Source organism: Amycolatopsis sp. ATCC 39116, assembly GCF_000231075.2.
GTDB lineage: Bacteria > Actinomycetota > Actinomycetes > Mycobacteriales > Pseudonocardiaceae > Amycolatopsis_E > Amycolatopsis_E tucumanensis.
This window is the reverse complement of sequence record NZ_AFWY03000003.1, coordinates 142,880-155,403: the sequence shown is the minus strand read 5'-3', so window position 1 is coordinate 155,403 and position 12,524 is coordinate 142,880. Positions and strand designations below refer to the sequence as shown.

Below are 12,524 nucleotides of genomic sequence, written 5' to 3'. Positions count from 1 at the left end.
GGGGGCCCGCGCGCCGGAGCGTGGACTCGCCGCTCAGCCGGGGGTGTCCAACCGACGGAGCGAGAGCCCCGCGCCCGCGCACCCTCCGAGGGCACCTCACCCGGGAAGCGAAACCGGATACCGCTCACCCCACGGAACGTGAAATTCACCGCGCCGGAGCGGGGACCCGCGCGTCGGAGCGTGGACTCGCCGCTCAGGCGTCGGGGGTGTGTCCGGCCGACAGCGCGTGAGCCCGCGCCCACGCACCCTGCGAGGGCACCTCACCCCGGAAGCAAAACCGCGGATGCCGCTCCCGCGCCGAGTGTGGAACTCCCCGCGCCGAACGTGGAACTCGCGCGCCGGAGGGGAACTCGCCGCTCAGGCGCCAGGGGTGTCCAGCGCCCGCGCGAGCACCTGCGCCAGGTGCAGCGCCTGCCGTCCGGTGAGGTCGTCGATCTGGGTGCGGCAGCTGAAGCCGTCCGCGAGGACCATCGTGTCCGGGGGCGCGGCCTCCACCTCGGGCACCAGCACCCGGTTCGCCGCGGCGACCGACACCTCGTAGTGCCCCTTCTCGACCCCGAAGTTGCCCGCCAGCCCGCAACACCCCGAGTCCAGCGTCCGGTTCCGCACACCCACCCGGCGGAGCAACCGCTCGTCCGCCGCGTTGCCCATCACCGCGTGCTGGTGGCAGTGCTGCTGCGTAATGGCCGTCGCCTCGACCTCCGGGAACGACACGTCCGGCGCGTACTTCTCCAGGAACTCCGCCAGTGTGAACGCCTGCGACGGCAACCCGTGCAGCTCGGAGTCGTCCAGCAGCTCCCGCGAGTCGTGCCGGAACACCGCCAGGCAGCTCGGCTCCAGGCCCACGATCGGCGTCCCCGCCTCCAGTTCCGGCCGCAGCACCCGCAACGTCCGCCGCAGCACGCGGCGCGCCACCCCGAGCTGCCCGGTCGAGATCCAGGTCAGCCCGCAGCACACCGACGACGACGGCAGCACCACGTCGAACCCGGCGTGCTCCAGCACCCGCACCGCGTCGTGCCCGACCTCGGGCGACAGGAAGTTCGTGAACGTGTCCGGCCACAACACCACCCGCGGCCGCCCCCGCTCCCGCGCCCGGAACCCGCGCCGGAACGTCCGCGGCGCGAACCGCGGCAGCGACCGCTCCGGCGTGATCCCGCCCGCCTTCTTCACCAGCCCGGACAACCGACCGCCCAGCACGCGGTTCGCCAGCCGCGGCGCGCCCGACGCCAGCCGCGCCAGCACCGGCAGGAACCCGAGCGTGTAGTGGCTCGCCGGGCGCAGCCGCCCCGCGTAGTGCTGGTGCAGGAACTCCGCCTTGTACGACGCCATGTCCACGTTGACCGGGCAGTCGGACAGACAACCCTTGCACGCCAGGCACAGGTCCAGCGCCTCCAGCACCTCGCCGGAGCGCCAGCCGTCGGTGACCGTCTCGCCGCGCATCATCTCGAACAGCAGCCGCGACCGCCCGCGCGTCGAGTGCTCCTCGCGCCCGGTGACCATGTAGCTCGGGCACATCACGCCGGACGACTTGTCGACACACGCCCCGACGCCGACGCACCGGCGGGTCGCGGTCGCCAGGCTGCCGCCGTCGTGCGGGTACTTCAACGTCACCGGCAGCGACCGCACCGGCCCGTCGAACCGCAGGTCCGCGTCCAGCTTCCGGGGCCGCACCAGGTTGCCCGGGTTGAGCAGGTCCGCGGGGTCCCAGATGACCTTGAACCGCTCGAACAGCGCCAGGATCTCCGGCGGGTACATCCGCGACAACAGCTCCGCCCGCGCCTGCCCGTCGCCGTGCTCGCCGGACAGCGACCCGCCGTGCTGCACCACCAGGTCCGCCGCGTCCTCCATGAACGCCCGGAACTGCCGCCGGCCCTCGTCGCTGGTCAGGCCGAAGTTGATGCGCACGTGCACGCACCCCTCGCCGAAGTGTCCATACGGGACACCCCGCAGCCCGTACTTCCCCAGCAGAGCCCGGAAATCCCGTAGATAGGCCCCAAGATGAGCGGGCGGCACCGCGGAGTCCTCCCAGCCCGGCCACGCCTCGGAACCGTCCGCCATGCGGGTCACGATCCCGGCCGCGGCCTCCCGCACCGACCACAGCATCCGCTGGTCCGCCGGCCGCGTCTCCACCACGGTCGCGGCGCCGGTGTCCCGCTCCAGGGCAGCCGCGACTTCGGCAGCCCGCGCCGCCGCCTCCGCCGGGTCCGCTCCCCCGACCTCGACGAACAGCCAGCCGCGCCCCGCCGGCAGCAGGTCGACGGCCGGGTGCGACCGCCGCATCAACAGCGAGTCGATGAGGTCGCGGCCCATGCCCTCGACGGTCAACGGCTTCAGCGGCAGCACCGACGGCACGGCGTCGGCGGCCGCGATGTCGTCCGCGTAGCCCGCGACGACCAGCGCCCGGGCCGCAGGCGCGGGCACCAGCCGCACGGTGATCTCGGTCAGCAGCACGCACGTGCCCTCGGTGCCGACCAGGGCGCGGACCAGGTTCGTCCCGTTCTCCGGCAACAGCTGGTCCAGCGCGTACCCCGACACGCGCCGTGGGATCGACGGGAACGACGTGCGCAGCAGCGCCAGGTTGTCCAGCGCGAGCTGCTTCGACTCGGCGACCCGCGGATCGTCCGGCAGCGACTCCCCGATCGCCAGCCGCGTCCCGTCCGCGGTCAGCACGTCCAGCGCGACCACGTTGTCCGCGGTCCGCCCCCACGCCACCGAGTGCGAGCCGCACGCGTCGTTGCCCACCATGCCGCCGATCGTGCAGCGGCTGTGGGTCGACGGGTCCGGCCCGAACGTCAGCCCGTGCGGGGCGGCGGCCGCGCGCAACGCGTCCAGCACCACGCCGGGCTGCACGCGGGCGGTCCCCGCCTCCGGGTCGATCTCCAGCACCCGGTTCAGGTGCCTGCTGTAGTCGACTACGACACCCTCGCCGAGCGCCTGCCCGCCGATGCTCGTTCCGGCGCCGCGCGCGGTGATGGGGATCCGGAACTCCCGGCACAGCCGGACCGTCGTCTCCAGATCCTCCACAGTGGACGGGAACACGACGGCCAGCGGCACGTGCCGGTAGTTCGACGCGTCCATGCTGTAGGTCGCGCGCGCCGTCGTGCCGGACTCGACCTCACCGGTGAGCGCGCGGCCCAGCTCCGCGAGGAACCGGGCCACGCGCTCGTCCGCGACCACCGTCATGAACCCGATTCTCCCGGCACCGGATCGCCTGCGCGCAGCGGCGCCGCGGCGAAGCGCCCCTCGTGGGCGAGCACCGGACGGCGGTCGCCCGCCAGCTCCGGGTACTTCTGCTCCAGCTTCTCCCGCCGGGTCATCTGCTGGTGCCAGTGCCGCACCGTCTCCCGGTCGCCGTTGCCGGTGCCGCGCCAGCTCTTCGGCGCGTCGTCCCGGCTGGGCCCGGCCGAGGCGACGCCGCCGAGCCGCACCGCGGGTGGCAGGCGGCGTGGCGACGAACCGCACGCACAGCTCGGCGCGGGGCTGGCGGACGAGGGCACGAGCGCCTCGAACCGGTTCCCGCACTCGCACGCGTAGTCGTAGATGGGCATCCGATCACCAGTTCTCGATCGACTGGGCGAAGATCGCCTCCAGGTCTTCGCCGCGCACCGGCCGCGGCGAGATGGTCAGCAGCCGTTCCTGCTTGAGGGTGCCCTCGACCAGGTCGCCGATGTCGCTCTCGTCGTAGCCGACGCCGCCGATCCCGTTCGGCGTGCCGATGTCGCGCATCAGCGAGGACAGCACGAACGGCAGCTGGTCCACCGCGTCGTGCTGCTTCGGCGCGTGCGGGTCGAGGATCCGCGCGGCCCGCAGGTGCTTCTCGGGGTTCGTCGGGAAGGTGAACCGGAACGCCGCGGGCGCGGTCAGCGACACCGACTCGCCGTGCGGGACCATCGCCTCGTCCTGCGGGTAGTTCTTCGGCCGGTACTCCTTGACCTGCCCGGCGATCGGGTACGCGCAGGCGTGCGGGATGTGCACGCCCGCGTTGCCGAACCCCATGCCGGCGAACGTCGCCGCCAGCATCATGTCCGTCCGCGCCGCGAGGTCGCCGCCGTTCAGCACGGCCTTGCGGAACGAGCGGGCCAGCAGGGTCAGCGCCTGCTCGGTCCAGGCGTCCGAGATCGGGTTCGACCCGCAGTAGGCGACCCGGGTTTCCGCGCGGTGCCGCGGGAAGGAGTCGAACGGCTTGGCCGTGTAGGACTCCAGCGCGTGGCACAGCACGTCCATCCCGCTGGCCGCGGTCACCTCGGGCGGCATGCTCAGCGTCAGCAGCGGGTCGACCACCGCCATCGACGGCCGCAGCCGCGGGTGGCTGATGCCGGACTTCACCTTGAGGTCGAGGAAGTCCATGATGCACACCGGCGTCGTCTCCGACCCGGTGCCCGCGGTGGTCGGCACCGCGACCAGCGGCTTGAGCGGCCCGGCAGGCGCCTTGCCCTGCCCGATCGGCTTGTTGACGTAGTCGTAGAGGTCGGCCGGGTAGGTGGTCATCAGGTTGATGGCCTTGGCGGTGTCGATCGACGAGCCGCCGCCGACGGCGATGAACCCGTCCCACTCGGACTGCTTCGCGAAGTCCACCGCGGCCTGGATGCTGACGTCGGTCGGTTCGACGTGCACCTGGTCGTAGACCTCGACGGTCAGCCCGCCCGCCTTGGCGGCGTCGGCGACGCGCTGCGGCACGCCGGTGGCGGCGACGCCCGGGTCGGTGACGATGAGGACCCGTTCCGCGCCCATCTGCGCGAGGTCCCAGCCGATCTCGTCGACGGCGCCGGCGCCGAACTTCAGCGGCGTCGCGCCCCAGGTGAAGACGGTCTCGTTGAGGTATTCGGTCATGCCCGTGTGCCTTTCAGCCGAAGTACCCGTCGGGGGCGAACGGGAGCTTGGCGGCCTGCTCCGGGTCGTGCCCGAAGATCACCTCGGCGTTGGTCTCCTCGGCGATGCGGCGCAGCTTCTCCACCGACTCCAGCCAGCGCACGCTGTCCCAGACGATCGCGGCGCCGACGGCCGGCGGGCCCCAGCTCTCGCCGAGGTAGACCGCGTCGGAGGTGAAGATCTTGGTGCCCGCCTCCGGCAGGTCCACCCGCAGTGACATCGTCCCCCAGGTGTGGCCCGGTGTCTCGATGACGCTGACGCCCGGCGCGATTTCGGCGTCACCGGAGACGAGTTCGTAGTCGATGCCCTCGTAGTCGGCCTTGAGGTGCGCGCCCTTGAACGGCCCGTCGATGCCGAGCGCGCCCTCGTGCTCGTTGGCGTTGACGATGATGCGCGTCTTGCCGCCTGCGAACAGCTTCGCGTTCGCGGCGTGGTCGAAGTGCAGGTGGGACAGCACGAGCACGTCGATGTCGTCCGGCGTCAGCTCCAGCGCGGCCAGCGAGTCCTGCAGGTAGCTGGTGCCCTCCTGGACGGGGAAGAACTCCTGCAGCCCGGTGGGCGCCCAGCGGGTCTCCCAGTCCTGCGGAACGCCGGTGTCCCACAGGATTCGCCCGTCCGGGTGCTCGATGAGCACCGCGTGGGTCGGGCACGTCGTCCACACCGCTTCCTTGCGGGTGTTCGAGCGGTCGGTGATGGTCGCACCCGGCTTGAGCAGCAGCCAGGTCTGGTCGCACTCCATGGTTCCGGTCTTGAGCAGGTGAACCTTGCTCGGTGCCGTCATCTGCGCCTCCTTGCGCGTCAGGACAGAGCCGAGCACAGAGTGGCATGTAGCATGCTACTCGTCAACGACGTGGGTAGCCGGTCCACTCCAACGAGACCGGCGGGACCGGGTCGCCACTGGCCGCGGCTTCCTGGCCGATCAGCAGCCGGGCGGTGTTGAGCAGGTGCGCGCGCATGGACTCGGCGGCTTCGTCGGCCTTGCCCGCTTCGATGAGCGCGAAGATCTCCTCGTGCTCGGCGAGGATGTCGGACAGGCTGCGCGAGGTGTCGACGGTCGAGGCGCCGCGCAGCAGGACCATGTCGCGCAACGAGTCGATGTAGCGGGCGAGCCGCACGTTGCCGGACGCCTCGTTGATGATCTCGTGGAAGCGCCGGTCGGCGGCCATGAACGTGGCCTCGTCGCGTTTCTCGGCGGCGGCGCGCATCGCCTTGAGCTGGGCGCCCAGCTCCTTGACCCACGCGGCGGTCCGCTGCGTGACGGCGCGGTGGGTGGCCGGGACCTCCAGCAGCAGCCGGATCGCGAAGACCTCCTCCAGGTCGTGCAGGGATGTCTGGAGGATCCGCACGCCGCGGTTGCGCTCGAACCGCACCATGCCGCGCTCGGCCAGCTGGATCAGCGCCTCCCGCACCGGCGTCCGGGACACGCCGAGCCGCTCCGCGAGGTCGTGCACCGAGTACAGGCTGCCCGCGACGAGCTCGCCGTTGACGATGGCGCTCTTGAGCTCGTCGAGGATCTTCCCGGCGAGGTTGGCGTCGTTCCCGATCTGCCGCATCCGCGCATTTTCCCACGGCGGCGCGGTCCCGGCGGTGCCGCTGGCAGGATGTCGGCGTGGTGAACGACGCTCGGCGGCCGGGCCGCCCCAGGACGGGGGTGCGGGAGGCGGTGCTGGCCGCGGCCGAGGAGATCCTCGCCGAAGCCGGTGTCGCCCGCCTGTCGACGAAGGAGGTCGCGCGGCGCGCCGGCGTGGCCGAGTCGAGCATCTTCTACCACTTCCGAGACCGGCTCGGGCTGCTGCGCGCCGTGGTCCACCTGCACCTCCCGCGCTACAAGGAAGTGGCCGAGGAGCTCGGGCGGCGGGCCGGGCACGGCACCGTGCGGGACAACCTCGTCGAACTGCTCGGCAGCCTGGAGGCCTACTACACGCGCATCACGCCGGTCCTGGCCGCCGTCCAGGCCGACAGCGAACTCCGTGAGCTGTTCACCCAGCGCAGCGCGGAAGCGGACATCGGCCCGCAGCGGGGGCTCGCGCCCATCGCGGCCTACCTCGGCCGGGAACGGGACCTCGGCCGGGTACGCGCCGGCCTCGACTTGGACGCGGCCGCCCTGGTCATCCTCGGCGTCGCCCACCAGCGGGCCGTGCTCCGCTCGCTGGGCACTCCCGCCGTCGCGGGCGCCGCGCAGGTGGTGGACACCCTCCTGCCCGGCCTGCTCCCGGACTGAACCCGCGCGTCCACTGGACCACCCGCGGCCGAGCACGCTACATTTACTGAGTCACGACTCAGTAATAGGAGGCCTCGTGGTCCGGTTCGTCACCGCCTTCGCGTTGCTGGCCACCGGCCTGCTGGCCGGGGCCTTCGGCTACGGCGCCGTCAACCTGGTGTCCGCGTTCGGCGCGGTGCCGCTCGACGTGCGCCTGACCTTCCACACCGCGCTGATGCACATGAACGGCGTGGTCATGCAGACGACGATGGCCTTGGCGGTCCTGAGCTCGCTCGCGCTGGCCGTGTTGAGCCGCGGCACGGCGCGGTACCTGGCGGGCACGGCCGGTGCGCTGGCGCTGGCGTCGTTCCTGATCACGCGGTTCGGCAACGTGCCGATCAACGGGCGGATCAAGGTGTGGGCGGTGTCCGGAGCGCCGGCCGACCACGCGGCGGTCCTGCAGCGGTGGGAGGCGTTCAACGTCGCGCGCACGCTGACCGCGCTCGTCGCGTTCGCCCTGATCATCGCGGTCGGAGTGCTGGTGGCCCGGACCCGGCAGGCAGAGCGCGTGGTTGCCGTTCCGGCCTGATCGCCGGTTTCGCGGCTGTCCCGCCGGGTACGCCCCACGTCATGGACGCGGAGATCACCTTGCGTGTCGACGGCGCCACCCACCGGCTGACGCTCGACAGCCGCACCACCCTCCTGGACGCCCTGCGCGAACGCCTCGGCGTCACCAGCCCGAAGAAGGGCTGCGACCACGGCCAGTGCGGGGCCTGCACGGTCCTGGTCGGCGGCCGCCGGATCCTGTCCTGCCTGTCGCTGGCCGTCGCGCAGAACGGGGCCGAGGTCACCACCGCCGCGGGGCTCGCGCCGGACGGTGAGCTGCACCCGGTGCAGCGCGCGTTCCTGGAGCACGACGGGTTCCAGTGCGGCTACTGCACGCCGGGCCAGATCTGCTCCGCGGTCGGCGCGCTGGACGAGGTCAAGCAGGGCTGGCCGAGCCACGCGACCCCGGCGGTGAGCGACCGCCCCGCGCTGACCCGCGCCGAGATCGCTGAGCGGATGAGCGGCAACCTGTGCCGGTGCGCCGCCTACGACGGCATCGTCAGCGCGATCGAGGAGGCCGCCGGATGAAGCCGTTCACCTACGACTCCCCCGCCGACGCGGACACCGCCGTCCGCACCGTCGCCGCCGACCCGTCCGCGGTGTTCCTGGCCGGCGGCACGAACCTGGTCGACCACCTCAAGCTCGGCGTCGCCCGCCCCGGCCGTCTCGTCGACATCACGAACCTGACCTCCGCCGAGATCACCGAGCGCGACGGCCTCCTGTCGATCGGCGCCGGGGTGCGCAACAGCGACCTGGCCGCCGACCCGCGGATCCGGTCGCGCTACCCGGTGCTCGCCGAATCGCTGCTCGCCGGCGCGTCCGGGCAGCTGCGCAACATGGCCACCACCGGCGGGAACCCCTTGCAGCGCACGCGGTGCGTGTACTTCCAGGACGTCACGACCCCGTGCAACAAGCGCCAGCCCGGCTCCGGCTGCTCCGCGATCGGTGGCTACACCCGCTACCACGCGATCCTCGGCGCGTCCGAGCACTGCGTGGCGACGCACCCGTCCGACCTGGCGGTCGCGCTGGCCGCGCTGGACGCCGAGGTGTGCGTGCTCGGACCGGACGGCGAGCGCACGATCCCGTTCACCGAACTGCACCGCCTGCCCGGCGACACCCCGGAGCGGGACACCGTGCTGGCGCACGGCGACCTGATCACCTCGATCGACCTGCCGGCGCCGCCCGCCGGGAAGCAGCGCTACCGGAAGGTCCGCGACCGGGCCTCCTACGCGTTCGCGCTGGTGTCGGTGGCGGCGGTGCTGGCCGTCGAGGACGGCACGGTCGTCGACGCGCGCATCGCGTTCGGCGGGGTCGCGCACAAACCGTGGCGCGCCTGGCAGGCCGAGGACGTGCTGCGCGGCGCGCCGGCCACCGACGCGACGTTCCGCGCCGCGGCCGATGAGGAGCTGGCGCAGGCGCGGCCGTTGCCCGGCAACGAGTTCAAGGTCCCGCTGCTGCCCCGGACCCTGGTCTCCGTGCTCCGGGAGCTGTCATGACCGCGATCGGCGAACCGCTGGTGCGGCGGGACGGCGCACGCAAGGTCACCGGCACCGCCACCTACGCCTACGAGACGCCGGCCGGCACGCCGGTGTTCTGCCACCCCGTGCAGGCCACCGTGGCGCGGGGCCGGATCGCCGCGATCCACACCGCCGAGGCCGAGGTGCTCGACGGCGTGCTGGACGTGATCACCTACCGCGGCGCCGAGCGGCTGGCGTCCACAGAGGACGCCGAACTGGCCGTGCTGCAGGACCGCGAGGTCGCCTTCCGCGGACAGGTGATCGGGCTGGTGATCGCGGAGACCTCCGAGGCCGCGCGGCACGGCGCGGAGCTGGTGTTCGCGACCTACGACGAACGCGAGCACGACACCGAGCTTGCCGCGGACCGCGACGACCTGTACAAACCGGAGAAGGTCAACCCGGCGTTCCCCACGGACAGCGCGACCGGCGACGTCGACGCGGCGATGGCGTCCGCCGACGTGACGGTCGAGCGGACCTATCGCACCGCGATGTACCACAACAACCCGCTGGAGCCGCACGCGACGACGGCGTTGTGGGACAACGACTTGCTGACGCTGTGGGACTCGACGCAGGGCGTGCACCCGTCGCGCAAGGCCATCGCGAAGGTGTTCGGCCTGCCCGAGGAACGGGTGCGGGTGGTGTGCCCGTACGTCGGCGGCGGGTTCGGGTCGAAGGGCCTGCCGCACGCGAACGTGGTGCTGGCCGCGATGGCCGCGCGCGCCCACCCGGGACGGCCGGTGAAGCTCGCGCTGACGCGGCAGCAGATGTTCTCGCTCGCCGGGTACCGGACGCCGACGATCCAGCGGATGCGGCTCGGCGCGACCCGCGACGGCAGGCTGACCGCGATCGGGCTCGACGTGGTCGAGCAGACCTCGCGCATCAAGGAGTTCGCGGAGCAGACGGCGTTGCCGTCCCGCATGATGTACGCCGCGCCGAACCGGCGCACCACGCACCGGCTGGCCGCGCTGGACGTGCCGGTGCCGTCGTGGATGCGCGCGCCCGGCGAGTGCCCCGGCATGTTCGGGCCCGAGGTGGCGATGGACGAGCTGGCGCACGAGCTGGGCATCGACCCGGTCGAGCTGCGGATCCGCAACGAGCCGGAGGTGGACCCGGAGTCGGGCAACCCGTTCTCCAGCAGGCACCTGGTGGAGTGCCTGCGCGAGGGCGCCAGGCGGTTCGGCTGGGACTCGCGCGACCCGCGGCCCGGCGTGCGGCTGGAGGACGGCTGGCTGGTCGGCACCGGAGTGGCGTCCTCGGTGTACCCGTCGTCGACGCGGCCGGGGTCGACCGCGGTGGTGCGGTTCGAGGGCGGCCGGTACGTCGTGGAGATCGGCGCGGCGGACCTGGGGACCGGAGCGTGGACGGTGCTGCCGCAGATCGCCGCGGAGGCGCTGGAGGTGCCGGCCGAGGAGATCGACATGCGGCTCGGCGACACCGCGTACCCGAAGGCGGCGGTGGCCGGCGGTTCGGCGGGCACGGCGACCTGGGGTTCGGCGGTGTTCGAGGCCGCGCGCACGTTCCGCGACAAGTACGGCCGCGACCCGGCCGACGGCGCCGAGGCCGACGCGACGACCGGGGACAACCCGGCGCGCAAGGAGTACGCGATGTACGCGTTCGGCGCGCAGTTCGCCGAGGCGCGGGTGCACGCGGACACCGGGGAGATCCGGGTGCCGCGGCTGCTCGGGGTGTTCGCCGCCGGGCGGATCGTCAACCCGCGGACCGCGCGGTCGCAGTTCCTCGGCGGCATGACGATGGGGCTGTCGATGGCGCTGCACGAGGAGAGCGTGTGGGACCCGCGGTTCGGGCAGGTGGTCAACCACGACCTGGCCGAGTACCACATCACGGTGAACGCCGACGTCGACGACATCCAGGCGCACTGGCTCGACGAGCACGACCCGCACGTGAACCCGCTCGGGGTCAAGGGGATCGGTGAGATCGGGATCGTGGGCACGGCCGCGGCGGTGGCGAACGCGGTGTTCCACGCGACCGGGGCGCGGATCCGGGACCTGCCGATCACGCTCGACAAGGTGCTGCCCGCGTTGCCGTGAATTGTCGGTGGGTCTCGTTATGGTCGGCGCGTGGAGAACTTTCGGATCGCTGTCGACGACCGTGAACTGGCGGACCTGAGGGACCGCCTGGAGCGCACGCGCTGGCCGGACGCCGAGACGGTGGACGACTGGTCGCAGGGGGTGCCGCTGGAGTACCTGCGGTCGCTGTGCGCGTACTGGGCGGACGGGTACGACTGGCGCGCGTTCGAGAAGCGGGTCAACGCGCTGCCGCAGTACCGGACGACGATCGACGGGGTTGGCATCCACTTCGCGCACGTGCGCTCGCCGCACCCCGGCGCGTTGCCGCTGGTGCTGACCAACGGGTGGCCGGGGTCGATCGTGGAGTACCTGGACGTGATCGGGCCGCTGACCGACCCGGTCGCACACGGCGGGTCGGCCGCGGACGCGTTTGACGTGGTGCTGCCGACGCTGCCCGGCTACGGCTTCAGCGACAAGCCCGCGTCGCCGGGCTGGGGTGTGCAGCGGATCGCGGACGCGTGGGCCTCGCTGATGGCCTCGCTGGGGTATACGCGCTACGGGGCGCACGGCAGCGACTGGGGCAACAGCATCACCACCGCGATGGGGCAGCAGCACCCGGACGTGCTGGCCGGGATCCACGTGCAGCCGCCGATCGCCGCACCCGACCCGGCGACGTTCTCCGACCTGTCGCCGCGGGAACAGGAGGCGCTGGACGCGCTGGCCGAGGCGGAGTCGCGGGAGTCGGGCTACTCGGCGGAGCAGTCGACGAAGCCGCAGACCGTCGGGTACGGGTTGGTGGACTCGCCGGTGGCGTTGTGCGCGTGGATCGTGGAGAAGTACCACTCGTGGGTGGACACCGGAAGCGTCCTGACGCGCGACCAGCTGCTCGACAACGTGAGCGTGTACTGGTTCACCCGCAGCGGCGCGTCCTCGGCGCGGTTGTACTGGGAGAGCTTCAAGCAGGTGTCCGAGTGGTTCAGCAAGTCCACTTCGGACACGGTCCCGGTGCCGACGGGGTGCTCGGTGTTCCCGCGCGAGGTGCCGCGCCCGTCGCGCCGCTGGGCGGCCCGCCGGTACACCGACATCCGCTACTGGAACGAACCCGAGCGCGGCGGCCACTTCGCGGCGCTCGAAGAGCCGGAGGTGTGGGTGGAGGAGATCCGCAACTTCTTCCGCCTGGTGCGCTGATCGGCAGAGATCGCCACCAGCTGCCGAGCGGCGCGACGATGCGCTGACGAGCCGCGTGTCGCTTGGCGGTGTGCCCTCAGCTCGGGAGGGCTGCCCCTGTCAGCCACGTTCACGGCG

General features: G+C 72.4%; 11 protein-coding genes. 6 read left to right on the top strand and 5 right to left on the bottom strand.

The features are described 5' to 3' along the window. Window positions 1–357: 357 nt before the first annotated feature. The 5 genes from AMY39116_RS0305570 to AMY39116_RS0305550 form a co-directional block, all read right to left on the bottom strand. The gene (locus AMY39116_RS0305570; RefSeq protein WP_020416707.1) at window positions 358–3,183 is read right to left on the bottom strand and encodes an FAD-binding and (Fe-S)-binding domain-containing protein; all 2,826 of its coding nucleotides are present in this window, start codon (window positions 3,181–3,183) and stop codon (window positions 358–360) included. Then, window positions 3,180–3,548, bottom strand: a complete 369-nt coding sequence (locus AMY39116_RS42290; RefSeq protein WP_020416706.1) for an FmdB family zinc ribbon protein — start codon at window positions 3,546–3,548, stop codon at window positions 3,180–3,182. The genes AMY39116_RS0305570 and AMY39116_RS42290 overlap by 4 nt, the downstream gene beginning before the upstream one ends. 4 nt (window positions 3,549–3,552) lie before the next feature. Beyond that, window positions 3,553–4,830, bottom strand: a complete 1,278-nt coding sequence (locus AMY39116_RS0305560) for a hydroxyacid-oxoacid transhydrogenase (protein WP_020416705.1) — start codon at window positions 4,828–4,830, stop codon at window positions 3,553–3,555. 13 nt (window positions 4,831–4,843) lie between these two features. Then, window positions 4,844–5,650, bottom strand: coding sequence for an N-acyl homoserine lactonase family protein (locus AMY39116_RS0305555; RefSeq protein ID WP_020416704.1), 807 nt, complete (start codon window positions 5,648–5,650; stop codon window positions 4,844–4,846). A 61-nt stretch (window positions 5,651–5,711) separates the two neighbouring features. Continuing rightward, window positions 5,712–6,422 (bottom strand): GntR family transcriptional regulator, encoded by a 711-nt coding sequence (locus tag AMY39116_RS0305550; RefSeq protein WP_020416703.1) that lies wholly within the window; start codon window positions 6,420–6,422, stop codon window positions 5,712–5,714. A 56-nt stretch (window positions 6,423–6,478) separates the two neighbouring features. Between AMY39116_RS0305550 and AMY39116_RS0305545 the strand changes: the two genes are divergently transcribed. The 6 genes from AMY39116_RS0305545 to AMY39116_RS0305520 all read left to right on the top strand — a co-directional run bounded on the left by AMY39116_RS0305545 (window position 6,479) and on the right by AMY39116_RS0305520 (window position 12,407). Further along, entirely contained in the window at window positions 6,479–7,090 is a 612-nt protein-coding gene (locus AMY39116_RS0305545; RefSeq protein WP_235716063.1) for a TetR/AcrR family transcriptional regulator, read from the top strand. 76 nt (window positions 7,091–7,166) lie between these two features. Then, window positions 7,167–7,658 carry an anthrone oxygenase family protein gene (locus AMY39116_RS0305540; RefSeq protein ID WP_020416701.1) on the top strand — a complete coding sequence of 164 codons (492 nt, stop codon included), beginning with the start codon at window positions 7,167–7,169 and terminating at the stop codon, window positions 7,656–7,658. Between the two features lie 41 nt (window positions 7,659–7,699). Continuing rightward, window positions 7,700–8,203: a 2Fe-2S iron-sulfur cluster-binding protein gene (locus AMY39116_RS0305535; protein WP_020416700.1), complete on the top strand. Its 504-nt coding sequence runs from the start codon at window positions 7,700–7,702 to the stop codon at window positions 8,201–8,203. Then, the gene (locus AMY39116_RS0305530) at window positions 8,200–9,171 is read left to right on the top strand and encodes a xanthine dehydrogenase family protein subunit M (RefSeq protein ID WP_020416699.1); all 972 of its coding nucleotides are present in this window, start codon (window positions 8,200–8,202) and stop codon (window positions 9,169–9,171) included. The genes AMY39116_RS0305535 and AMY39116_RS0305530 overlap by 4 nt, the downstream gene beginning before the upstream one ends. Beyond that, complete coding sequence (locus AMY39116_RS0305525) at window positions 9,168–11,240, top strand: xanthine dehydrogenase family protein molybdopterin-binding subunit (RefSeq protein ID WP_020416698.1); 2,073 nt, start codon at window positions 9,168–9,170, stop codon at window positions 11,238–11,240. The genes AMY39116_RS0305530 and AMY39116_RS0305525 overlap by 4 nt, the downstream gene beginning before the upstream one ends. A 30-nt stretch (window positions 11,241–11,270) precedes the next feature. Then, window positions 11,271–12,407 carry an epoxide hydrolase family protein gene (locus AMY39116_RS0305520; RefSeq protein WP_020416697.1) on the top strand — a complete coding sequence of 379 codons (1,137 nt, stop codon included), beginning with the start codon at window positions 11,271–11,273 and terminating at the stop codon, window positions 12,405–12,407. Window positions 12,408–12,524 lie beyond the last annotated feature (117 nt).

Bases quoted from the DNA above. Each gene is read 5' to 3' on its own strand.
- AMY39116_RS0305570 (WP_020416707.1), bottom strand. From the start codon at position 3,183: ATGACGGTGGTCGCGGACGAGCGCGTGGCCCGGTTCCTCGCGGAGCTG.
- AMY39116_RS42290 (WP_020416706.1), bottom strand. From the start codon at position 3,548: ATGCCCATCTACGACTACGCGTGCGAGTGCGGGAACCGGTTCGAGGCG.
- AMY39116_RS0305560 (WP_020416705.1), bottom strand. From the start codon at position 4,830: ATGACCGAATACCTCAACGAGACCGTCTTCACCTGGGGCGCGACGCCG.
- AMY39116_RS0305555 (WP_020416704.1), bottom strand. From the start codon at position 5,650: ATGACGGCACCGAGCAAGGTTCACCTGCTCAAGACCGGAACCATGGAG.
- AMY39116_RS0305550 (WP_020416703.1), bottom strand. From the start codon at position 6,422: ATGCGGCAGATCGGGAACGACGCCAACCTCGCCGGGAAGATCCTCGAC.
- AMY39116_RS0305535 (WP_020416700.1), top strand. From the start codon at position 7,700: ATGGACGCGGAGATCACCTTGCGTGTCGACGGCGCCACCCACCGGCTG.
- AMY39116_RS0305530 (WP_020416699.1), top strand. From the start codon at position 8,200: ATGAAGCCGTTCACCTACGACTCCCCCGCCGACGCGGACACCGCCGTC.
- AMY39116_RS0305525 (WP_020416698.1), top strand. From the start codon at position 9,168: ATGACCGCGATCGGCGAACCGCTGGTGCGGCGGGACGGCGCACGCAAG.